At 37.0% G+C, this 23,566-nt stretch carries 24 protein-coding genes and 1 riboswitch; of the genes, 17 read left to right on the top strand and 7 right to left on the bottom strand.

Annotated elements, in window-relative coordinates; all coding sequences use genetic code 11:
- From SB717_RS23045 to SB717_RS23035, 3 genes are all read left to right on the top strand, one after another.
- The coding region (locus SB717_RS23045; RefSeq protein WP_410904808.1) for a 3D domain-containing protein at positions 1-550 on the top strand (550 nt) is incomplete at its 5' end.
- Between the two features lie 209 nt (positions 551-759).
- Positions 760-1,521: a M15 family metallopeptidase gene (locus SB717_RS23040; protein ID WP_013055209.1), complete on the top strand. Its 762-nt coding sequence runs from the start codon at positions 760-762 to the stop codon at positions 1,519-1,521.
- Positions 1,522-1,748: 227 nt separating this feature from the next.
- On the top strand, positions 1,749-1,877 hold the full coding sequence (locus SB717_RS23035) for a YjcZ family sporulation protein (protein ID WP_013055210.1): 129 nt from the start codon (positions 1,749-1,751) through the stop codon (positions 1,875-1,877).
- Between the two features lie 53 nt (positions 1,878-1,930).
- On the opposite strand, the gene SB717_RS23030 is transcribed toward SB717_RS23035, so the two are convergent.
- Together SB717_RS23030 and SB717_RS23025 are read right to left on the bottom strand one after the other, a co-directional pair.
- Entirely contained in the window at positions 1,931-2,467 is a 537-nt protein-coding gene (locus SB717_RS23030) for an SH3 domain-containing protein (RefSeq protein ID WP_410904807.1), read from the bottom strand.
- Between the two features lie 160 nt (positions 2,468-2,627).
- Entirely contained in the window at positions 2,628-2,801 is a 174-nt protein-coding gene (locus SB717_RS23025) for a hypothetical protein (RefSeq protein ID WP_013081589.1), read from the bottom strand.
- A 148-nt stretch (positions 2,802-2,949) separates the two neighbouring features.
- Between SB717_RS23025 and SB717_RS23020 the strand changes: the two genes are divergently transcribed.
- The 4 genes from SB717_RS23020 (at position 2,950) to SB717_RS23005 (ending at position 6,678) form a co-directional block, all read left to right on the top strand.
- Entirely contained in the window at positions 2,950-3,780 is an 831-nt protein-coding gene (locus SB717_RS23020; protein ID WP_410904806.1) for a GNAT family N-acetyltransferase, read from the top strand.
- A gap of 477 nt (positions 3,781-4,257) precedes the next feature.
- A complete protein-coding gene (gene cls, locus SB717_RS23015; protein WP_410904805.1) occupies positions 4,258-5,709 on the top strand; it encodes a cardiolipin synthase in 1,452 nt (483 codons plus the stop codon).
- Positions 5,710-5,883: 174 nt separating this feature from the next.
- Positions 5,884-6,375 carry a general stress protein gene (locus tag SB717_RS23010; RefSeq protein WP_410904804.1) on the top strand — a complete coding sequence of 164 codons (492 nt, stop codon included), beginning with the start codon at positions 5,884-5,886 and terminating at the stop codon, positions 6,373-6,375.
- 75 nt (positions 6,376-6,450) lie between these two features.
- The gene (locus SB717_RS23005; protein WP_182007113.1) at positions 6,451-6,678 is read left to right on the top strand and encodes a hypothetical protein; all 228 of its coding nucleotides are present in this window, start codon (positions 6,451-6,453) and stop codon (positions 6,676-6,678) included.
- A gap of 227 nt (positions 6,679-6,905) precedes the next feature.
- Here the strand turns inward: SB717_RS23005 and SB717_RS23000 are convergent, their stop codons facing one another.
- The gene (locus SB717_RS23000; RefSeq protein WP_016762907.1) at positions 6,906-7,115 is read right to left on the bottom strand and encodes an alpha/beta-type small acid-soluble spore protein; all 210 of its coding nucleotides are present in this window, start codon (positions 7,113-7,115) and stop codon (positions 6,906-6,908) included.
- 270 nt (positions 7,116-7,385) lie between these two features.
- On the opposite strand from SB717_RS23000, the gene SB717_RS22995 reads away from it, so the two are divergent.
- Positions 7,386-8,717, top strand: a complete 1,332-nt coding sequence (locus SB717_RS22995; RefSeq protein ID WP_410904803.1) for a prolyl oligopeptidase family serine peptidase — start codon at positions 7,386-7,388, stop codon at positions 8,715-8,717.
- Positions 8,718-8,854: 137 nt separating this feature from the next.
- A complete protein-coding gene (locus tag SB717_RS22990) occupies positions 8,855-9,853 on the top strand; it encodes a LacI family DNA-binding transcriptional regulator (protein ID WP_074682891.1) in 999 nt (332 codons plus the stop codon).
- 63 nt (positions 9,854-9,916) lie between these two features.
- Here the strand turns inward: SB717_RS22990 and SB717_RS22985 are convergent, their stop codons facing one another.
- Positions 9,917-11,197 (bottom strand): MFS transporter, encoded by a 1,281-nt coding sequence (locus SB717_RS22985; protein WP_013055219.1) that lies wholly within the window; start codon positions 11,195-11,197, stop codon positions 9,917-9,919.
- A gap of 428 nt (positions 11,198-11,625) precedes the next feature.
- Between SB717_RS22985 and iolG the strand changes: the two genes are divergently transcribed.
- From iolG to SB717_RS22950, 7 genes are all read left to right on the top strand, one after another.
- Complete coding sequence (gene iolG / locus SB717_RS22980; RefSeq protein ID WP_410904802.1) at positions 11,626-12,648, top strand: inositol 2-dehydrogenase; 1,023 nt, start codon at positions 11,626-11,628, stop codon at positions 12,646-12,648.
- Positions 12,649-12,724: 76 nt separating this feature from the next.
- Positions 12,725-13,732 carry a 5-dehydro-2-deoxygluconokinase gene (gene iolC, locus SB717_RS22975; protein ID WP_410904801.1) on the top strand — a complete coding sequence of 336 codons (1,008 nt, stop codon included), beginning with the start codon at positions 12,725-12,727 and terminating at the stop codon, positions 13,730-13,732.
- Between the two features lie 85 nt (positions 13,733-13,817).
- The gene (locus tag SB717_RS22970) at positions 13,818-15,275 is read left to right on the top strand and encodes a CoA-acylating methylmalonate-semialdehyde dehydrogenase (RefSeq protein ID WP_074682894.1); all 1,458 of its coding nucleotides are present in this window, start codon (positions 13,818-13,820) and stop codon (positions 15,273-15,275) included.
- Positions 15,276-15,387: 112 nt separating this feature from the next.
- On the top strand, positions 15,388-17,322 hold the full coding sequence (gene iolD, locus SB717_RS22965; protein WP_410904800.1) for a 3D-(3,5/4)-trihydroxycyclohexane-1,2-dione acylhydrolase (decyclizing): 1,935 nt from the start codon (positions 15,388-15,390) through the stop codon (positions 17,320-17,322).
- 84 nt (positions 17,323-17,406) lie between these two features.
- Complete coding sequence (gene iolE / locus SB717_RS22960) at positions 17,407-18,303, top strand: myo-inosose-2 dehydratase (protein ID WP_074682896.1); 897 nt, start codon at positions 17,407-17,409, stop codon at positions 18,301-18,303.
- Between the two features lie 60 nt (positions 18,304-18,363).
- Positions 18,364-19,389 (top strand): LacI family DNA-binding transcriptional regulator, encoded by a 1,026-nt coding sequence (locus SB717_RS22955; protein WP_410904799.1) that lies wholly within the window; start codon positions 18,364-18,366, stop codon positions 19,387-19,389.
- A 134-nt stretch (positions 19,390-19,523) separates the two neighbouring features.
- Positions 19,524-20,312, top strand: coding sequence for a 5-deoxy-glucuronate isomerase (locus tag SB717_RS22950; RefSeq protein WP_410904798.1), 789 nt, complete (start codon positions 19,524-19,526; stop codon positions 20,310-20,312).
- A 242-nt stretch (positions 20,313-20,554) separates the two neighbouring features.
- Here SB717_RS22950 and SB717_RS22945 read toward each other — a convergent pair whose 3' ends face one another.
- The 3 genes from SB717_RS22945 to SB717_RS22935 form a co-directional block, all read right to left on the bottom strand.
- The gene (locus SB717_RS22945; protein ID WP_098448871.1) at positions 20,555-20,773 is read right to left on the bottom strand and encodes a hypothetical protein; all 219 of its coding nucleotides are present in this window, start codon (positions 20,771-20,773) and stop codon (positions 20,555-20,557) included.
- Positions 20,774-21,113: 340 nt separating this feature from the next.
- Entirely contained in the window at positions 21,114-21,980 is an 867-nt protein-coding gene (locus SB717_RS22940; RefSeq protein ID WP_074682900.1) for a YitT family protein, read from the bottom strand.
- 381 nt (positions 21,981-22,361) lie between these two features.
- Positions 22,362-22,772, bottom strand: a complete 411-nt coding sequence (locus SB717_RS22935; RefSeq protein ID WP_098623202.1) for an Lrp/AsnC family transcriptional regulator — start codon at positions 22,770-22,772, stop codon at positions 22,362-22,364.
- Between the two features lie 196 nt (positions 22,773-22,968).
- Positions 22,969-23,013: riboswitch (PreQ1 riboswitch) on the top strand.
- 9 nt (positions 23,014-23,022) lie between these two features.
- On the opposite strand from SB717_RS22935, the gene SB717_RS22930 reads away from it, so the two are divergent.
- Positions 23,023-23,511 (top strand): QueT transporter family protein, encoded by a 489-nt coding sequence (locus tag SB717_RS22930; RefSeq protein ID WP_410904797.1) that lies wholly within the window; start codon positions 23,023-23,025, stop codon positions 23,509-23,511.
- The last annotated feature ends 55 nt before the right edge of the window (positions 23,512-23,566 follow it).

The raw sequence follows: 23,566 nt of genomic DNA, 5'->3' as shown, positions 1-23,566 counted from the left end.
AGCACAAAAAGAACAAGAGCAAGCTCAAGCAGCAGCACAAGCACAGGCAGCACAAGAGCAAGCACAAAAAGAACAAGAGCAAGCTCAAGCAACAGCACAAGCACAGGCAGCACAAGAGCAAGCACAAAAAGAACAAGAGCAAGCTCAAGCAGCAGCACAAGCACAGGCAGCACAAGAGCAAGCACAAAAAGAACAAGCAGCTCAGCAACAGCAACAAGCAGCTCAACAGCAGCAACAGCAGTCTCAACAGCAAGCTAGCGGCAAGTCTATGACTGTTGAAGCAACAGCTTATACAGCTAACTGTGCTGGATGCAGTGGTACAACAGCTACTGGAGTAAATTTAAAATCAAATCCAAATCAACGAGTAATTGCGGTTGATCCTAGCGTTATTCCATTAGGTTCAAAAGTATACGTTGAAGGTTATGGTCAAGCTGTAGCAGCAGATACAGGTGGCGCAATTAAAGGAAATCGAATTGATGTATTCGTTTCTTCAGATAGTGCTGCACAAGACTGGGGCAGAAGATCAGTTAAAATTACAGTTATCGACTAATACTAGTCTTATAGAATAGAAGTAAAGAGAGATGTCTTTTAGGAGACATCTCTTTTTTTTATGCTTAAAATGAACGTTTGAAAAAATTAGGTCCGGGCATACTAAAATTTATAGTAGGAATTAGTTTGTTATATTAGTAATTATTTCTTGATTTATATACAATGTTTGAGTGTCCTAAAAAGCTGAAAATATGTCAGGAGTATAGAAATATGAAACTTTATAAAAAAATGGCTTTACTAATAGTGCTGGGTGTTATTGCAGGATTCTCGTATCTAGGCTATCAGGGATTATTTCAGCACGACGATCATTTGAATACGTCTGATCATAATCCTTTATCTTCTTCTAAACAGAAGCAGAATAGTATAGAAATTGTAGGGAACCCAGAATCCATTGCTGTGTTAGTAAATAAACAAAATCTTCTTCCTGATCACTATGAACCCACTGACCTTGTATACCCAGACGTTCGGTTTATATTTAAAGAAAAAATTGAAAAGCGCCAAATGCGTACAGAAGCAGCAAAAGCGTTAGAAAGGATGTTTTCAGCTGCTGAACGAGAAGGAATTTACCTAGCCGGTGTTTCTGCCTATCGTTCTCAAAGCCGTCAAGAATCTCTTTATCAAGCGTATATAAAACAAGATGGAGAAGCGGCAGCTAATCATTACAGCGCTCATCCAGGCAGCAGTGAACATCAGACTGGTTTAAGTATAGATGTATCAAGCAGCACCGGTAAGTGTGCAGCTCAAGATTGTTTTAAAGATACTCCTGAAGCCAAATGGATTGAAGCAAATTCATATAAATACGGATACATTGTTCGCTATCCAGAAGGAAAGCAGCAGATTACAGGTTATAAATATGAGCCGTGGCATATACGATTTGTCGGGAAAGAACTCGCCTCTAAAGTGTCTAAGAAAGGAATTACGTTAGAAGAATATTATAATGACTACATGCAAGTTGATAATCCAGTTCAATAAAAAAGAAGAGTTATATAAACTCTTCTTTTTTGTATTGCTCGAATATACCCTTACTTTAAAAGGGGGAACGAGGGAAAGATGTAGAGATGAACCACGGGATGCTATATCCTATGCCTTACTAGTAAAAGAGTTAACGTTTATAAATTATAATGAATTTTGTGATAAAGAATACTCATGTTCGTTTTCATTTTCCTTCACATATTCTACAAAAAAGGAGGTGAAAGAAAATGAGTTTTTACGGAGGTTATGGTTATGGGTACGGATACGGAGCAGGTCACGGAAGTAGCTTTGCGTTAATCGTTGTGCTATTTATTTTACTAATTATCATCGGTGCTTCATGGGCAGGGCACTATTAATACGGTGTCCATAAATAAGCTCCCTTGAAATAATTCAAGGGAGTTATCTGTTTTTATCTATAAGTAGGTGACTGTAAGTACGAAGTGCTTACATATCCTTTAAAGCCGTTGTATTCTACAAAAGCCCAATCAAATGAAAGCTTGTTATCTTTTGAGTAGCCCCAAGCTAAGAAGCTGACGCTTTTTCCTTTAGGAATAGTTGTTACAACTTTGTTGCTTGTGCTAGATCCTGTACGTAAATTAAGGTTAGCAGCTGTATGAACAGTAGTAGGGACTTTCATTAAATAGGAAGTACTGATATATCCGGTGCCGCCAATTATTTTAATGGCGGCCCAGTCTGCATTTACAAACTTGACTACTTCGATTTGATCTTTTTTTCTTAATGTATCAAGAATCTTTCCCTGAGTGCTAGGTTTTGCACGTATATTGAGTACGTTTGCGGTCACTTCATATACGCTGAACGGTGCGTTTATTTTTTCTGCTGCACTTGCTGTTTGCTCGTGAGTGGATGGCAGTATTCCAGATAGAGATGAAAAAGTAAAGCCCGCTGCTAATGCTAAAACCGATATAGATTTTGTAATTGTCTTCATATAAATATCCAACTCCTTAGTGAAATAGGTAATAACTTTTCTATAACACTAAGAATAAGGGTTACTTGTTTCTAAATTGTTATCAACATATATCCCAGTTGTAAATTTATAAAAGGTCTGTAAAAAAGTTTATTTCACGGACCTTTTAATAGCTTTATTGTTACTCCTCCTCACGATCTTCCGTTGATTTGTAAAAAGAAAAATATACAAAAACAGATAATACTGTTCCATAAATGCTCCACAAAGCTAAAGCGAAAATAAATTCTTTCTGCAGGCAATAAATAATGGTTAAAGCAACTAGTGCAATAAAACTTATCAAAATGGTCTTTTTCATAAGCACCCCGCCTATTTAGTTTGATTACTCTATATGCTTTTTGATCTTGCTTTTACCCTATAATTATTCGACTGTTGCGCTAAAGATGAAAGGAAAAAGTTAAATAAAGCCGAACTTATAATAAAAAGAAGAATGCAGGGGGCGTTTTATGTTAGAACAACATGTGTTAGAAGATATACAAAAGCTACAGTCTATTTGCGAACAAGAAGAGCACATAGAGCTGAAGCTGAATTTTGATATGTTACGAAGTCGAAAACAAAATGAAGTTAACGATTTTTTTCATTATGAAGATAATCAGCTTGTTGGGTTTATTGGTCTTTATGGGTTTGGGAATACAGTAGAAATATGCGGAATGGTCGCTCCTAGCTATCGCCGAAAAAGGATTTTTTCAAAGCTGTTTTCTCAAGCTTTACATATATGTAAGAAGCGTGGGTATACAGAGATTTTATTAAATGCTCCTGGCGACTCGGTTTCAGGCAGGGAGTTCTTAAAGCAAATCCCATGTTCATTTACTTTTTCAGAATATCAAATGAAGTGGACAAAAAAAGAATTGGAAAATGATACTCCCTTTGTTACACTTCGCTCTTCCCAATCAGATACCGATATGAAAATGGAAATGCAAGTTGATGTGGAATGCTTTGGTATGTCTTTAACAGAAGCAGCTGCTTATTATGAACAAACGAAAACGGAAGAACAGCAAAATCATTTTATCGTAGAGTACAATAGTCAAGCGGTTGGAAAGTTAAGGGTATCCTATAATAAAAGCGAAGCATGGATTTATGGATTTGGTATTTTACCTTCTTATCAAAAATTGGGAATAGGAAAAGCTGCTTTAAAACAAGTTGTTTTAAAGCAGCTTCGGCTAGGATATGATATATTTCTTGAGGTTGAAGCGAAAAACAAACGCGCTTTGCAACTCTACGAAACATGCGGTTTCAATTCATATCACGTGCAAGATTATTACGTATACAGCTGGTAGATAAAAAACATGGAAATCTTAGATTTCCGTGTTTTTTATTTATATATTAGATGATATGTGCTTTTTTGAGTAAATAATGAGAAAGTAGAGAAAAAGTGATATGCCCGTTGATAGAAACAAGGAAGGCCATACAAACATGATAGGAGCGCTGCAAGCAAGGATACACGTAAGAATACCTCCAATAAATGCTTTTCTAAACAATTGATAAGCCGTATACCCCAGGCTAATACTGATAAATACATTGATGAGGCTAAGAAAAATAAAAGAAAAAAACAAATTATTTCCCCCTTGTTTTTAATACACAATAAAAGCGAATATTTTACATTTTTAGTGTGGCAAAAAATAAAAAAACAATAAAATTTGGATCCTAAAGATGAAAAAGGAAGCGATCTGTGTTATGTATAGTAAAGTGAATGAAAACGTTAAAAACGGAAATGAGTTAATAAGGCAATGCAGTAGAAAGAAAGGAGTAATAGGATGGAATTTGCCCATATCTTTACACTAAGTGTATCTGTTGTAACAGCTGTTAATATTTTATTAGCCGGTATTCTTATTTTCATCGAACGAAGAGATATAGGATCTACATGGGCATGGCTTCTTATTTTATTTTTTATACCGATTGTCGGCTTTATTGTATATCTATTCTTTGGAAGACAGCTAAAACAGAAGAACTTTTATAAGTTATCATCTGATGAGCGGGAATATTTAAGATCTTCAGTAGATGAACAATTAAAAGAACTTAAAGCTACCCATGAATATCGAAATGATTTATTGATTCAACATAATAAACTGCTGTTCACTAATTTAAATTCTTCTAAGTCACTCGTGCGTACCGACAATGAAATTGATATCTTTAGTGATGGTAATCAGAAATTTGATGCATTGTTTGAGGATATTCGAAATGCTAAAAAAGAAATTAATATTCAATATTATATTATTCAACGAGATAATCTTGGGAAAAAATTAAGAGATGAGCTAACAAAAAAAGCAAAAGAAGGCATAAAGGTTCGTGTTCTTTATGATGAAGTAGGATCTAGAAAAATGACTCCATCATTTTTTAAGGAGCTTATTTCATATGGCGGCGAAGCACAGGCGTTTTTTCCTTCAATTCTTCGCTTAATTAATTTTCGGATTAACAATCGAAATCATCGAAAGCTTTGTATCATTGATGGTGAAGTAGCATACATAGGAGGATTTAACGTAGGAGATGAATATTTAGGGTTAGATCCAAAAATGGGTTATTGGAGAGACACTCATTTTCGCATTAAAGGAGAGTCAGTGAACGATATTCAAGGGAGATTCATTTTAGATTGGCATCAAGCAACAAAGCAGCCAATTGAACTGGAACAATTTTTGCATCGTACAGAAACTCATTTTGGAACGGTTCCTATACAAATTGTAGCAAGCGGGCCAAACTCGACTACTCAGCATCTAAAAAACATGTATATCTCATTGATTATGTCGGCCAAAGAAAGTGTGTACCTTCAAACGCCTTACTTTATTCCAGACGCAAGCTTTATGGATGCTTGTAAAATTGCTTTATTATCTGGAGTAGAGATTCATATTATGATTCCAAACAAACCCGATCATCCTTTTGTTTATTGGGCTACGTGGTCTCACGTAGGCGAACTGCTGACGTATGGTGCACATATTTATCTCTATGAAAAAGGCTTTTTGCATGCTAAAACGATTGTAGTAGATAATGAAGTGTCTTCTGTAGGCACGACGAATATTGATCCACGGAGTTTCAGCCTTAATTTTGAAGTGAATGCAGTTGTATATGACCAGCCTATTGCCAAAAAGTTGCAGAACCTGTTTCTTGAAGATGTGCAATACAGTTCAAAATTAACGTTTGAACGATATAAAGAGCGCTCTCTTCTTATAAAATTTAAAGAAGCGGTATCTCGCTTACTGTCACCAATTTTATAATACAAATCATTGATATCATAAAACAGACTTGAATTTTTAGATTCAGGTCTGTTATTTTATTGGTTTCTCCTTGTAAGGAGAGTTAGAGATAAAATTAAAAAGTTTTACCAAAAAATCCAAGGGTATTAATACTATAACAAGCTAAAAAATGATAATACCTAGGAGGAATAGAAAATGACAAAAAATGTAGTAGGTACGTATGATTCAGAGGCAGCGGTTATTACAGCGATTCGAAATTTAAAAACACAGGGATATCCGGACAGTGCACTTTCTATCTTGACAAACAGTGGTCTGCGTCATGAAAATACAGAAGCGATTGAGCATTCTGCAGGAATTGATGTGCAAACAGTTGATACAGATCAACACTCAAAGCACCATCAATCCTTTATGGAGAAAATAAAAAATGCTTTTACGCCGTCTGAAGAAAAAATGGATCAAGATGTTAATCGAATCGAAAATCAATTAACCGAATATGGTGTACCTGCTGCAGAAGCTTCCTCATATGTATCTGATCTTAAAAAAGGAAAAGTTTTGCTGATGGTAGACGCAGTTGAGCATGATAAACACAATTCAGCTCTAGGACAAACAGTGACACCTGCTGAAAAATCAGCTGACCCAATGAATGAAAAAATGTTATACGGCAATCACGAAAATAAAATAAGGTAATGTTGAAGTAACCAAATGCGATAATAAAAGACTGCGTTCTTAAATAAAAGCTAGTTAACGAAAGGAAGGGGACCGATGAGAAATCTAGAAAAAACGGAATATGAACTTGACTATTTAAAACAGCAGCAAGAAGTTAATCAGAAGCTCATCAAAGTTTCACAGTCTCTTGTTGCTGCGTTAAAACAGTATGAAGAAGAACCAGAGAATACGGAAGTGTTAGCTGTTCTTGCTGACTTAGAAGGTCAGCAAGAGCAGCTAAAAGCAAAGACCGAAAAGATATCTAAAGAGCTTGCACATTTATAGAGTGAGATGAAAGAAGTTCCTATAAAAGGGACTTCTTTTTATGTTTTATCATAAACAATCTATTGTGAGAGAAAGAGAACCTTATATAACGGAACGTAAACGTTATGGAGAGGTTTTGTTTTAGATACATATAGAGGAGAAGAAACGCGATAAGAGATTATGTAAAAATGGGAAAAGGAAGAACGGTCATTCGCTCTTCCTCCAGCCGTATTGCTTATGATAGTGATTTAGAAACGTCCGCCGCCAAGTTGCTGTTCAGCCATTTGCACAAGACGTTTTGTGATTTCGCCGCCTACTGAGCCGTTTGCGCGTGCAGTTGTGTCAGGACCAAGAGTTACGCCAAATTCGCTAGCGATCTCATATTTCATTTGATCGATTGCTTGTTGAGCACCGTGTACTGCTAATTCGTTGCTGCTCTTATTTCTGCTGTTTGCCATCATAATCAACTCCTTTTATAAGGTTAAGATTATGATTTGATTAATAGATAGTTTTTATACATAAAATAAAAAAATTTTTTCAAGGACTTATAAAATATGCTTATTGGAATAAAGAACCAAAAGTTTCCGCTAGGTAACGGAAAATAATTATATGTAGAAAGAGAGAGGAGACAAGTAAAATAGAACACAAGTAAGTAAGCGATTACAAAACAATTAAGATAGAAGAAGAATTTTAATATTCCTATTCTATTTAAAAGGAGGAGATTTGCTATGTATCAAAGGTTAAAAAAGTCTGTACTATTGGCTATTACATTGAGTTTAGCAATTGGTATTGTACTCTCTTATGAGAAAGCAGCGATGGCGAAGCAGACGCACGAAAAAGCTACATCCTATCGTACCGTGACAGAGATTTATGACTGGGGAGCGGCGATCACAAAAATTATTATTGACTTAGGTGAACCTGTTCCAACCAATTCACTTACAAAAGAAACGTTTAAGGTGCATGTGGCTCGAAGTGATAGTCGATTAGAACCGTCTTTATTGGAACAAGGAGATCGTACAGTAAAAAAAGCCTATGTATCCGATAAAGATGGACAACCAGCCGTACATACTGGAAAATATGCAGTTTTAGAAATGGAAGTTGGACCAGCTGTTTTATTAGGAGCACCACTAAATTATGATGAATATGGTACAGGGTTAAATGCATGGATAGACAGTCAATATACCATTACTCAGCAAAAAGATATAATAACAAATAAAGGAAAGTTGTCAGGGCTTGTAGTGAAACAGTTTGTGGGAGAGAAAAAAGAACTCGTAGATGATTTTACAATTAAAAAAGGTATATATCAAAATATAGAATTAGCATACGCAAGTCATGCGCCGGCAAAGGATAAGAAAAAGAATCCATTAATCATTTGGCTACATGGTGGAGGAGAGGGAGGAACAGATGCAACAATTCCCTTATCTGCCAATAAAGCTGTTAGTTTTATCAAAAAAGAAACTCAGGATTATTTTGAAGGTGCCTACGTTTTAGTACCGCAAGCGCCAACAAAATGGATGGATGGTTATACGGGCAAAGCGGATGGAACTTCTATTTATAAAGAATCACTGATGACCTTAATTGAAGAATATGTTTCTAAAAACCCTGATATTGATCCCAATAGAATCTATATCGGAGGAGCATCTAACGGCGGATATATGACTATGCTTATGATTCGTGATTATCCAAAATACTTTGCAGCAGCATTCCCAGTATGTGAAGGACTAAATGATAGATTAATTACGAATCAAGATATTGAAAAGATGAAAGAAACACCTATTTGGTTCGTAGCCGCCAAGAATGATACAGTCCTTCCGCCAACAATTAACACTCTTCCAACTTATGAACGTTTGGTGAAAAGCCATGCAAATAATGTTTATTTATCACTATTTGAGGATGTCCATGACACCACAGGCTTGTATAAAAACAATGATGGTTCGCCCTATCAGTATAATGGACATTCATCTTGGATATATCTGTATAATAATGAACCCAACGCTAAAATAAACGGAAGCACAACAAGCATAATGAAATGGATGAGCAAACAATCGTTGAAAAATTAATCATTTTAAAAAAAGCTGTTGCACATTGAACAGCTTTTTTATTTCTCTTTTAAAACGAAAGATTGTATCTAAAATAAACGATTGAATACTTTCGTGATAAAATAAGGAAAGAGATCACGAAGAAAGGAACAGTGAAAGTGAAACCAACCATTTACGATGTTGCGAAAAAAGCAGGGGTATCAATAGCCACTGTATCCAAAGTAATCAATCAAACAGGCCGTATTAGTGAAAAAACGATAAAAAAAGTGAATGAAGTAATGATGGAATTAGATTATCAGCCTAGCAGTGTTGCAGCGGCGTTAACAGGAAAAAAGACGTACACGATCGGTGTTCTAGTTCCTGATATCTCGAATCCTTTTTTTGCAGAGGTAGCAAGAGCTTTTGAAAATAGTGCTAGAGCAGCGGGATACACGCTTTTTTTATGCAGTACAGATCATCAAACTGCGCGTGAGCATGAATATATAGATCTTTTATTTAAAAAACAAGTAGATGGAATCATTATCGCAACCGAACTAAATGATACGAAGCTCGTAAAGAAGATCGTGAAGCATGATGTACCGCTTGTATTGTTTTCAGTTGACCATCCTTCTATCTCAACGCATGTAGTGACAATTGATAACGTTCGCGGAGGATATATCGCAGGTGCGTATTTAATAGAAAAAGGTCATCAATCGGTAACGATTATGACTGAAAAAGATAGAAAAAGCAGTGAGGGACGATTAGAGGGATTTAAACAAGCGCTCACAGAAGCAAATATATCACTAGAAAATCAATCCATTATCAGCTGTTATTCAACAGTAGAAGATAGCAGGAGAGCAAGTAAACAGCTGCTTTCCTTGCCTAATAGGCCAACAGCAGTCTTTGCATGTACAGATCTAATTGGGGTATCACTCATAAACGAGGCAAGAAAGCAGGGGCTTTCGATCCCGGGAGATCTGTCGGTAATTGGATTTGATAATACGATTTATGCCGATATTGCTGAGCCCGGTTTGACAACGATTGAACAACCCATTTCTCAGATGGCTACTAGTACGTTTGAACAGCTGTTAAAGTCTATGAAAAAAGAAGAGCATGCGAAACAGCGAGTAACGATTATTCCCGAACTAGTAGAACGTGCGTCGGTAAAAAAGTTATAAAATAGACAAGGTAAAAAAGCTGCAGGTGTTGAGATACCTGCAGCTTTTTCTGCTTAAGCATATTTATAGAGAGACCGGACTTTTAACTTCGTTTATTGTTTCGCCTTTAATAGTTGTCTCTGTTGGAATCGTAAGGAAACCAGTTAGAAAAGCACCAAAGAAGTATAAGCAAGCAAAGATCCAAATTACGCCGCCCGTGCCCAAAAGACCAATAAAAACGGTCACAATTAAAGGACCTACAAAAGCAGAAAGTCCAGATCCTAAGTTCAACACAGACATTGCAGCTCCTTTATTCTCTGGAGCTAGAGAAGGCACTAACGCTGTAAGAGGAACATATCCTGCTAGTGTTGCACCGTAACAGCATGCGACAATCATCATCACCCAATAATTATGTCCGACGAATTGCGGTACATAGTAGAGAGCAAGTGTTACAATTCCGCATCCAACTCCGCCAAACCATTTGATTGTATTTACCCAGCCAAACTTATCTCCAACAATACCAAAAATAATATTAAAAGCCATATTCACAAAAAACAATGTACCCCAGATTTGCAGCCATTCACTCATCGTAAAATCATGTTTCATCATATATGTTGGCAAGAAAACAACAAATCCAAATTGAGCAGCAGAGTTAATAATCTTTACGATGCCTCCGATCCCTACTTTAGGGTTCTCAAATGCAATTGTAATCCCTTTCATTAATTCTTTTGTTTTATTATCGTTTACTTTTTGTACGGTAAACTTGTCTTTATTCATAATAATAGAAAAGATTCCACCGATCAAAACAAAAAGTAAACCACTCCACAAGGTAGCGATTTCGCCAATTTTTGGAACCATATAACTTGAGTAAAAGGCTCCGATTACGCTTAATCCAAGCTGGAAGACAAACCAAAACCAGCCTACTGCTTTTGAAAGCATTTCCTGGGGCGTGCGGTAAGACACCCAGACCAAGAATGAGTAAGCAAATAAAGGGTAACCAAATCCTCTAAGGGCATAACAAATTAGTATAATTGTGTAATTCATAATATGAAGTCCTAAACCTATAAATCCAATTGAACCAATAATAAAGGATATCAAGCCGAATGCCATTGCTTTCCTAGGACCCCACAGCTGAACCAGTACGCCGGAGAACCAGGAAGAAACGGAGACCGTAATGCCGTAAACAGTAAACAGTAAAGCAGCATGTTCAATGGTTAAACCTCGTTCTACAAGATAAGGAGATAACCATCCTTGTTCTAAACCATCGCCAATCATAAAAACAATAATACCTATGTATCCCCACGTTAAATGAGAAGGGATCCCAATCCTGTCTAAAGCCGTTTTTCTGGAAATAAATTCATTCATTTTCCACACCACCAGATCGATTATTTTGTGTAAAACATCAAACTAATTTGGTTAAGCGCTTAATCTATTTGATAAAAGTATACGCTTACATTTTTTGAACGTCAATTAAAATTTTAAATATATATAATTTTCAATTAAATTATTTTAATCATAAAAATATTAGTATGTAAGGCAATAATCACTGAATTCATGATAAAAATACTTAAATATAGAGAATTTCTTTATGTTTCATCGATAAATAGATAAAAAATAAAAATAGTTTTTTATAGTATGCATTTAGATTGTTTAAAAACAAATATTCTAAATAATCTATAAAAACTGTTTGCATTTCAGAAAACGTTATGTATAATTGGAATCAGGAAAGCGCTTAACCTATATAGAGGTTTGAGCGAATGTTTTCTTAACTTTTAATTAAAGGGGAAAATAAGATGGGGATTCTTACAATTGGAATAATTGGTGCTGGACGCATAGGGAAATTACACGTTGATAATTTAAAATTAATGCCGCAAATAAAAATTAAAGCGGTTTCAGATGTGGTAGTAGACCATTTACATGAATGGGCTGCAAGTAAAGAAATTTCGACGTTAACAACAAATTATCAAGATTTATTAGCTGATCCAGAAATTGATGCCGTTTTTATTTGTTCGCCAACGAATACGCACGCATCGATTATTAAAGAAGCAGCTCGAGCGAAAAAGCATATTTTCTGTGAAAAGCCCGTTAGTTTTTCAGTAGAAGAAACAATCCAAGCGTTAGAAGTAGTAAAAGAATACGGCGTGCAGCTTCAAGTTGGCTTTAACCGACGCTTTGATCCCAACTTTAAAAAAGTGCATGATCTTGTACAGCAAGGAGAAGTAGGACAGCCGCACATTTTAAAAATCACCTCCAGAGATCCTCAGCCTCCGAGTCCGGAATACGTTCGCGCTTCAGGAGGATTGTTCATGGATATGATGATTCATGATTTTGATATGGCTCGTTATGTAATGGACAGTGAAGTAATTGAAGTATCGGCTTACGGCACGACGCTCATCGATCCTGCTATTGAAGAAGCAGGGGATATAGATACGGCAATTGTGTCATTAAAATTTGCAAATGGAGCTTTAGGTGTAATTGATAACAGTCGTCAAGCTGTCTACGGTTACGATCAGCGCCTTGAAGTTTTTGGTGAAAAAGGTGCAGCTGCTGCTGACAATTGCCGTCCTACTACAGTAGAAATATCAACAGGCGAAAGTGTAGTCAAAGAGAAGCCGCTGTATTTCTTTCTTGAGCGCTATACACAAGCGTACATAGCGGAAGTGACACAGTTTGCAAGAGCAATTATGGAAAAACAAAGCGTTATTTGTACAGGGAACGATGGATTACAAGCAGAACGAATTGCTAAAGCAGCAAAAGAATCTTTACTATCCGGGCAGCCAGTAAAGATTGAACATAAAAAATACGCAGTGAATTAATGACGGTAAACGTGGGGATGAAAGAAATGGGTCTTTCTACCCTTTTAGGAAAGCGCTTAACTAAGGAGGAATAAAGATGAATCCGCTTGTTTTTAAAGAAAATCGTGATTTAGATTTTATCGCTATTGGCCGCTTATGTATTGATTTAAATGCAAATGAAACACAGCGTCCAATGGAAGAGACTAAAACATTTACTAAATATGTAGGAGGCTCTCCGGCTAATATTGCGATTGGAGCAGCAAGGCTAGGCTTAAGAACAGGCTTTATCGGAAAAGTATCAGATGATCAAATGGGACGCTTCATTACGGATTATCTGCAAAAAAATAAGATTAATACAGATAGCATTGTTATTGATAAAACTGGGGCCGTAACAGGGCTAGCTTTTACGGAAATCAAAAGTCCTACAGATTGCAGTATCTTAATGTATCGTGATAATGTAGCGGATTTAAAACTAGATCCTACAGAAGTATCAGAAGAATATATTAAGAAGTCAAAGGCTCTTTTAATATCTGGAACGGCTCTTGCGCAAAGTCCTTCTCGTGAAGCAGTGTTTTTAGCACTAGAACACGCACGCAAGCATGAAGTTGTAGTGTTTTTTGATATCGATTATCGTCCATATACATGGGAGTCCGAAGCTGAAACGGCAGTCTATTTTAATTTAGCTGCTGAAAAATCAGATGTAATTATTGGTACGCGAGAAGAGTTTGACATGATGGAAAACCTTTTAAATTATAAAGAATCTAATGATCAAGTAACAGCAGAGCGCTGGTTTTCTCACCATGCTCAAATCGTCGTGATTAAGCACGGTGGAGAAGGGTCTATTGCCTATACAAGAGATTGTAATTCTCACCGCGGAGGAATATTTAAAACAAAAGTTCTGAAAACGTTTGGCGCTGGTGATTCCTATGCTTCAGCCTTTATTTACGGATTGATGCAAGGGCTGGAAATTCGACAGGCAATGCGATTGGGCGGTGCCTCCGCTTCGATTGTCATTTCAAAACACAGCTGTTCAGATGCTATGCCGACAAGCGTTGAGCTCTTCAACTTTATGGAGACAGCAACGGAAGTTTTGCAGGAAGCTTAATAAACAAAGGGAAAATCTTGAGAGATTGCTTGAGAGATTAAAGGAATAGCAGCTTATTAAAATTAGATAAAGGGAGAGATATTCTATGACACAGACAGCAGTAAAAACAGTGAAAAACTATATTGGTGGACAATGGATTGAATCAGCTACATCAAAAACGGAACCTGTGTATAACCCAGCGACAGGTGAATTAATCGCACAGGTGCCTCTTTCTACAAAAGAAGACGTAGATCAAGCGGTGCAAGCAGCAAATGAAGCGTTCAAAGGGTGGGCAAAAACAGCCGTGCCTAAACGTGCACGAATTTTGTTCAAGTATCAGCAGCTATTAGTAGATAACTGGGATGAATTAGCAAAGTTAGTGACAGTTGAAAACGGAAAAAGCTTTAACGAAGCGCGAGGTGAAGTGCAGCGTGGAATTGAATGCGTAGAATTTGCGGCAGGTGCTCCTACATTAATGATGGGTAAACAGCTTCCTGATATTGCAACAGATATTGAGTCTGGCATGTACCGCTATCCAATTGGCGTCATTGGAGGAATTACACCGTTCAATTTTCCAATGATGGTTCCTTGCTGGATGTTCCCGCTTGCGATCGCTTGCGGCAATACATTTGTGTTAAAGCCTTCTGAGCGTACGCCGCTGTTAGCTGCAAGATTAGCTGAGCTGTTTGAAGAAGCTGGTTTGCCAAAAGGTGTATTAAACATTGTAAACGGCGCGCATGATGTGGTAAACGGTCTTCTTGAACATAAATTAGTGAAAGCTATTTCGTTTGTAGGTTCCCAGCCTGTAGCTGAGTACGTGTACAAAAAAGGTACGGAAAACTTAAAGCGTGTTCAAGCTTTAGCCGGTGCTAAAAACCATTCAATTGTATTAAATGATGCAGATTTGAACGTAGCAACAAAACAAATTATCGGAGCCGCTTTTGGTTCAGCAGGAGAACGTTGTATGGCAGCATCTGTTGTTACTGTACAAGAAGAAATTGCGGATCAGCTAATTGAAAGATTAGTAGAGGAAGCAAATGATATTGTAATTGGCGACGGCTTAGAAGAAAACGTCTTCTTAGGACCAGTCATTCGTGAAAATCATAAAGAGCGTACGCTCAGCTATATTGAATCAGGCGTGCAAGAAGGAGCAGAGCTAATTCGTGACGGTCGTACTGATGCAGCAGTAAATGGCAACGGATACTTTGTAGGACCCACGATTTTTGATCATGTTACGCAAGAAATGAAAATTTGGCAAGATGAAATTTTTGCACCTGTGCTGTCCATCGTACGTGTGAAAACATTAGAAGAAGCTATTGAAGTAGCTAATAACTCTCGATTTGCAAACGGTGCTTGTATTTATACAGATAGCGGCGCAAGCGTACGTGAGTTTCGTGAAAATATTGAATCTGGTATGTTAGGAGTAAATGTAGGAGTACCGGCACCTATGGCATTCTTCCCATTCTCTGGCTGGAAAGATTCTTTTTACGGTGATCTTCATGCAAATGGTACGGACGGCGTGGAGTTTTATACAAGAAAGAAAATGGTAACAACGCGCTGGTAAGTAATTCATTAAAAATCGCATTTCATTTTAAAAGGAAGTATCAGGAATTAAAGATATTCCTTATGCTTCCTTTTTTAAAATCGCAATCTAGTATTAGAAGGGAGAAAGAAGTATGGAAACAGTTAGAATGACGACGGCACAAGCATTAGTGAAGTTTTTAAATCAGCAGTATGTTGAATTTGATGGAAAGCAGCATCAGTTTATTAAAGGGATTTTTACAATTTTCGGGCACGGAAATGTGGTAGGTCTTGGGCAAGCTTTGGAAGAAGACCCAGGAAATCTAGATGTATATCAAGGACGTAATGAACAAGGAATGGCCAATGCAGCGATGGCTTTTTCAAAACAAAAACATCGAAAGCAGATTATGGCTTGCACATCTTCAGTGGGGCCAGGTTCAGCAAATATGGTTACAACGGCAGCTACTGCTTCAGCTAATAATATTCCGGTTTTGCTGCTTCCTGGTGATGTATTTGCAACTAGACAGCCGGATCCCGTTTTGCAGCAAATTGAACAGTCATATGATTTATCTATTTCTACAAACGATGCTTTCCGACCGGTGAGTAAGTACTGGGATCGCGTAAGCCGCCCTGAACAATTGATGACAGCTATGATTAATGCAATGCGTGTGTTAACGAATCCTGCAGATACGGGAGCTGTAACTATTTGTTTGCCTCAAGATGTACAGGGAGAAGCATGGGACTTTCCAGCTTATTTCTTCCAAAAGCGCGTTCACCGCATTGAGCGCCGTCTTCCGACTAAGGACAGTCTATCAGATGCGATTCACTTAATGAAAACAAAGAAAAAGCCAATCATCATTTGTGGAGGAGGCGTTCGGTATTCAGAAGCTGCAAAAGAGTTAAAACAATTTGCTAGTGAGTTCCATATTCCATTTGGAGAAACTCAAGCAGGGAAAAGTGCCGTTGAAAGTAACTATCGCTATAATCTGGGCGGTATAGGTGTTACAGGGAACTCAGCTGCTAATACAATCGCTAAAGAAGCAGATTTAGTAATTGGAGTAGGCACTCGATTTACTGATTTTACAACAGCATCTAAACAGCTTTTTCAACATCCCGACGTGCAATTCCTTACCATTAACACGTCTGAATTTCATGCAAATAAACTTGATGCTGTGAAACTTGTAGCTGATGCAAAAGAAGGGTTGCTTGCTCTTATGAAAGAGCTAAAATCAATTGGCTATCAGTCTGTTTATACAACAGAAATTGCAAGTGCTAAAGACGCATGGGGTACAGAATTAGAGCGTCTGCATAGCATACGTTTTACTGGTGCAGATTTTGTTCCGGAAATACAAGGTCATTTAGATGAAAGCTTAGCTGAATATGTAGAATCACTTGGTACTCAATTAACGCAAACAGAAGTAATTGGAGAGGTGAATAAGCTCCTTGATGACAACTCCGTCATTGTTGGTGCAGCAGGAAGTCTCCCAGGAGACTTACAGAGAATGTGGAAGTCTACTAAACCTAATACCTATCATATGGAATATGGATATTCATGTATGGGATATGAAGTATCAGGCGCACTTGGAGTTAAGCTGGCAGAACCAGCTAAAGAAGTATATGCGATGGTTGGAGATGGAAGCTATCAAATGCTTCATTCAGAGCTTATTACAAGCCTTCAAGAAAGAAAAAAGATAAACATTTTACTGTTTGATAACTCCGGCTTCGGGTGCATTAATAACCTTCAAATGTCAAACGGTATGGGGAGCTTTGGCACAGAGTTTCGTTATCGAAACGATGAAACAGGAAAACTAAACGGAAACGTGATGAAAATTGATTTTGCAGCCAGCGCCGCAGGCTACGGTGTAAAAACGTATCGCGTAAGTTCTCTTGAAGAATTAAAATCGGCGATAGAAGATGCACAAAAACAAGAGGTTTCTACGCTAATTGATATTAAAGTGCTGCCAAAAACTATGACGAACGGTTATGAATCATGGTGGCATGTAGGAGTAGCAGAGGTATCTAAAAATCAGCATGTACAGGAAGCTTATGAAGATAAGGTGAAAAACCTTGAAATGGCAAGAGTTTATTAAGGAGCAGGAGAAAATGAGGTTGTTGAAGAGAAACATTCGATAAATATAAAAGAGGTTTTAATTTCATATAAGGGAGAGGAAGAGATGTTCAAGGAAAATACGGTCAAACTGGGGATTGCTCCAATTGCTTGGACAAATGATGATATGCCTGAACTGGGAGCTGAAAATACATTCGAGCAGTGTATCAGTGAGATGGCTTTAACCGGTTTTAGAGGAAGTGAGGTCGGAAACAAATATCCGCGAAATGTTTCAATCTTAAAAAAGGCATTATCGCTTCGGAATTTGGAAATTGCAAGTGCCTGGTTTAGTACATTTTTAACAACAAAGCCGCTGGAAGAAACGGTAACGCCATTTATTGAACATCGTAATTTTTTATACGAAATGGGAGCAAAAGTAATTGTTGTGTCTGAACAAGGGCACAGCATTCAGGGGCTGATGGATGTTCCTTTATTTAAAGAAAAGCCTGTGTTCACGCCAACAAAGTGGAGCAGACTTGCAGAAGGCCTGCACCATCTTGGGAAACTGGCACAAGAAAAAGATATGCATATTGTCTATCATCACCATATGGGAACGGGCGTACAAACAACAGAAGAAATTGAGCAGCTAATGGAGCTTACCAATCCGGAGCTTGTTTCGCTGCTATTTGATACCGGTCATCTTGTCTTTTCAGGAGAAGAACCTCTTTATATCTTAAAAAAATATCTGCACCGTATTAAGCATGTTCATTTAAAGGATATTCGTCAAGACGTAGTTGATCGAGTCAAAGAACAAGACCTAAGCTTCTTGCAAGCGGTAAAAGAAGGAGCCTTTACTGTTCCAGGTGACGGAGCTATTGAATTTGATGAAATATTTACTACGCTTGCCGCTTCGGATTATAACGGATGGTTTGTCGTAGAAGCAGAACAGGATCCAGCCCTTGCTAATCCTTTTGAATATGCGCTAAAAGCGAGAAATTTTATTAAAGAAAAAAGCGGTCTTTAATTTCGAATGTAAAAGACTTGATGCCTTTTATATGCTTATCAAGTGAAAGGAGGAGGGGAAATGAAGCCAACCATTTATAGTGTGGCTGAAGAAGCAGGTGTATCAATTTCTACCGTATCAAAAGTTATCAATCAAACCGGTCATATTAGTGAAAGAACAAGACAAAAAGTAATTGAGGTTATGGCGCAGTTGAATTATCATCCAAGCGTCGTAGCATCTGCTTTAACAGGAAAACCCACTAAAACGATTGGGCTTCTCGTACCCGACATCTCCAACCCTTTTTTTGCCGACTTGGCGAGAAGCATAGAAGACCGAAGTCATGAGCAAGGTTTCCATGTGGTAATGTGCAATACCGATAACGATGCGGAAAAAGAGAAGAAGTATCTATCGCTGTTAATTCGTCAAAGAATCGATGGTTTAATTGTAGCATCTGCTTTTCGCAATGCTAATCTTTTAAAAAATATGCTTAAGCAAGATATACCGATTAGCGTTATTGCTTCAGAAATTCCTCATATATCCGTTAATACAGTGACAGTGGATGACTACAAAGGGAGCTATTTGGCGACTGATTATTTGCTGTCTTTACATCATGAAAAAATTGCAATTATTACAGAAAATGCAAAAAGTAATCACGCTCGTTTAGATGCTTTTCGAGACGCTATGCAAGAAAACGGAATCATCGTGCCGCCTGAGCACGTTATTACGACTGAAGCAAGTATTCAAAAAGGATATGAAAGTGCTAAGCGGATTTTTTCAATGAAGGAGAAAGTGACGGCTATTTTTGCTTGTAACGATTTATTGGCTATCGGCGTTATGCAAGCTGCAAAAGAATTCAAAATTGATGTGCCGCAAGACTTATCAGTGATTGGCTTTGATAATACGGTTCTTTCTACTACTATCACGCCCATGTTGACAACGGTAGCACAGCCGACAAAAGAAATGGCTGTAAACGTAGTGGATTTGCTGGTTAGAGAAATGAAATATCCAGCGATTCATAAAGAACATTTGCTTCTTGAGCCAAAATTGATTATTCGTAAATCAACGGCTCCGTTAAGAAGGGGCGCCACAGCATCTGTAAATAATTGAACACAATCAAGAATATTGCTGTTAATAAAAACTCATCATAGTCACATATTCAAAAGAATGTATAGAGTCTATAAAGAAAAAATGAGTGATTAGTAAATTCCGATTGCGCTATTACATAAAGGAGGAAGTTAAGCATGCTAGGTAAATTAGGTGAATTAAATAAAGGATACAACGTACTTACAGAAATGGCCGGTCAGCACAAAGATATGTTGATGGATATTGGGATTTATAATATGTCTCAAGGAAAAGAAGAAACCTTGCTAGACAGCAGCAATGAAACGGCTATTCTTTTACTAGAAGGAAAGGTAAACCTAGAGTGGGAAGGACATTCGAAAGAAATTCAGCGTGATTCCCTTTTTGAAGAAGAGCCTTGGTGTTTGCACGTTTCAAAAAATGTGGAGGTTAAAATTACCGGTCTTGCCGATAGTGAAGTACTAGTTCAAAAAACGGATAATGAAAAAGAGTTTTCATCAAAATTATATACGCCTGAAGATTGTCAAAATACAGTAGCTGGTGAAGGAGTATGGGAAGGTACTGCTCAGCGTGTAATTCGAACAATCTTTGACTATAATAACGCTCCTTATTCTAACCTTGTTATTGGAGAAGTTATTTCTTATCCAGGAAGATGGTCGAGTTATCCGCCTCATCATCATGACCAGCCCGAAGTTTATTACTATCGTTTTGACAAGCCGCAAGGGTTTGGCTGCGCAATGGTTGGAGAAGATGCGTACCGTGTAGTTGATAATAGTTTTATTACAATTCCTGGTGAATTAGATCATCCTCAAGCAACGGCTCCCGGCTATGCGATGTACTTCTGCTGGATGATTCGCCATCTTGATAATAATCCGTGGACAGACCGTATTATGGAAGAAGAGCATAAGTGGTTATTAGAGCCAAATGCAAAAATTTGGCCTGAAAAATAAATAAAATTCTTTATACAAAATGGGTTTTAAATGTTGAAAAACCTCGAATAAAAAATAATTATGCGTAAAATAATAGTTTATTTTTGTAAAAATTGTTTTTATATGTTAAAATGTAGCTTGTATTAATATTCAGGCGATGATATCGCTCTTTTTGGCAGATTCCTTTTTTAGGAGTCTCTTTTTTTTCTAAACAGAAGCAAGAGATCGTATGTCAATCAAAAAAAGGAGATAAGCGTAGCCGCTTATCTCCTTTTCTTTTTAGCATTATCTAACGCTAGGTTCTTTTTCACTACTTTTTCTAAAGTAACTTCCACGTGAACATTTTTTTCATCGATGTCATTCACAAGCACGACGGTTCCTTTTCGTCCTTTAATCTTTAAATCATCACCCGTAGAGGGAATATTTTCCCGCAGCTGGCTTAATAGAAGCTTTCTGTTTTCAAAAAAGTGGACAGCCACCATTTTATCTCACCTAATTTCATATGATATGTGTGATACAAAGATGTGTATATGAAATCCTTCCTATACATTATGTCGTCAATGGTGGTTTTAGAACATGTTCAATAGATAATTGGTGCATCAAATAAATAGAATGACATAGTTATAAATTTCCTATCCTTGGACATACTTATACTACTAATCTAAAAAGGGATGTGGATGAAAATGAAGGTGGCTATCGGATTAAGTGTATTTACGGTCGTTACAGGAGCAATTGCTTTAGGGGCAGTTTACTTTTTAGCAGGTATCTTTTCTTTTTTCTTAACGGTTTTTTCATAAAAAAATCCACCAAGAGGTGGATTTTTTATTTAGCAGCGGCTTTTGTTTCATGAGGCGAATTGCCGATAAATCCAAATTTCCCGCCGACAACTTCTTTTACTTCGTGGATGACAATAAAAGAATTTGGATCAATTTGCTGGATTTTCTTTTTAATTTTTAATAGCTCGTTCTTTTTAATAACAACATAAATGATGCGTTTATCTTTATTGGCGTAGTAGCCATATCCGTAAAAGATTGTGGCTGCATTTCCAAATTCACTGGTGATGACTTGCGCGATGTCTTTGTATTGATCGGACATAATCGTCATTGCTTTTTTGTTGTGGAAACCTTCGATAACAATATCGACGATTTTGGCACAAAGATAGACGAATATAAAAGTATAGAGCGTGTTGTTGACGCCAATGGCAAAAACCGATGCTAAAATAATAACGCTGTCCATGTAGAACATGCTTTTAGAGATATTATAGCCTTTTGTGTAGTTTAATAAATAAGCTAAAAGAGTTGTTCCGCCGGTAGATCCATCTGCGATAAAAATAAGAGCTAGTCCTGTTCCCATTAATAAGGCGCCGAATACAATTCCTAAAATCATGTCGTGAACATGAAAGGGAATATAGCTGACCAGACCTAAGAAAACGGACGTCATGACAGCTCCTAGAATCGTATAAAGAATGGTTTTTTTGGTTAGAAATTTATAGGCTAAGGCAATAAATATAAGGTTTACAAGAAACGTGCTGATACTTGTAGGGATATGAAATAAATAATATAAAACAAGAGCAATACCAACTGTACTTCCGTCACCTAATTTATTTGGAATGACGAAAAAATCAATGGATGCAGCAACTAAAAGTGCTCCAACAATAATTAAGATGATGTCTTTATAGATTGTTTTCAATATGCAAACCTCCTTGATTATTAGGATATTTTTATGGGGAATCTTGTTTTTACTAGTGTTTCACAAATGATAAAATAAAAAACGTCTTAGAAATTGTCTAGTTATAAAACTGATCAACTTCTAAGACGAAGAATTACGATACGTGTATAGGTCTTGATCCTGCTTTTCTATGCTTCGATGTCACCGATTATATAAACCTCTGACCGCTATGTCAACGCTATGAGAGATGTTCAACTTTTCAAAAAATAGAAGGCGGTTTCCTTCATAAAAAAAGAATCCTTTGCGACAGTGCAAAGGATTTTCAAATTTATTGGAATAGGGGGAATACGTTATTAGGATTACCATTTTCATAAATTAATATACCTTTATTTTTTAAAAAAATTATTTGTTAATGACGATTGAAAGTTTGTAATTCACATGCTGATTTAGCTCTGTCAAAAAATCATTTAGTTCTTCATTTGAATGAAATTTGCATTCTAGTAAGTAGCAGCCATCGCCGCTGATTTTAAAGTTGTTGATAACGTGCTCCTGTTGACTTTCTACAAATGTAAGGTAGGGGTGGTGATGAATACTCTGCGTATAGATATTTAAAAATGCATGGACGGTGTAGCCAATTTTTCGTTCATCAATGTTAATTGTGTAGCCTTTGATAATGCCTTCATCTTCTAACTTTAATACTCTAGCAGAAGCGGCTTGGCCGGTTAAATGCACTTTTTCTCCTAATTCTTTCATTTTCACACGTCCGTTTTTTGATAGTTCTTCTAGTATGCGCTTATCTGTATTATCTAACATCGCTACAAATCCTTTCGTATGTCTAATCAAAAGGGTTAACTACTTGATGTCACCTATGTATACTGATACGTCTTCTATTTTATACTAAAGGAAAGTAAGAAAAAAGAGCAGTCAATATGCAAGATATAGAAAGTAGCAGTAGTTTGTAAACAGCTAGATTGACGAAAGCTTAAGCTTGCTGTATGATTCTTTGAGTGTTTACGTGGTTCGTAACCATCCCACGTTAAAAAACTAAGGAGAGAATAGTAAGATGAATATAAGAACACTTTGCGTCAACGGTCTTTTAGCTGCTATGTATATTGCTGTCAGCATGCTAATTCAGCCGTTTGGCTTCACCAATATCCAATTTCGTATATCGGAAATGTTCAATCATTTGATTGTATTTAATAAAAAGTACGTGTACGGCATTGTACTAGGGGTATTTCTGACGAACTTGTTTTTTTCACCAATGGTTGCTTATGACCTGGTGTTTGGGGTAGGACAGTCTGTCCTATCATTACTCATTACCATTTTTTCTATGCGCTACATTAAAAATATGTGGGCTCGTATGCTTGTGAATACACTTGTGTTTACATTTACGATGTTTATTATTGCTTTTGAGCTGCGCCTAGCATTTGACTTGCCATTTTTCTTTACGTGGCTAACAACAGCCGTTGGCGAGTTTGTTGTTATGCTTGTTGGAGCACCAATTATGGCAGCAATTAATAAACGTGTACAATTTAATAAGCTAGTTGGATAAAAAAGATGGGGCTGTGATAAATCTCACAGCCCCATCTTTTTTTCTTTGTTATTCT

Source organism: Priestia sp. SIMBA_032, assembly GCF_046535215.1.
Lineage (GTDB): Bacteria > Bacillota > Bacilli > Bacillales > Bacillaceae_H > Priestia > Priestia aryabhattai.
Note: the sequence above shows the minus strand (reverse complement) of the source record. Positions and strands in the feature narration are given on the sequence as shown.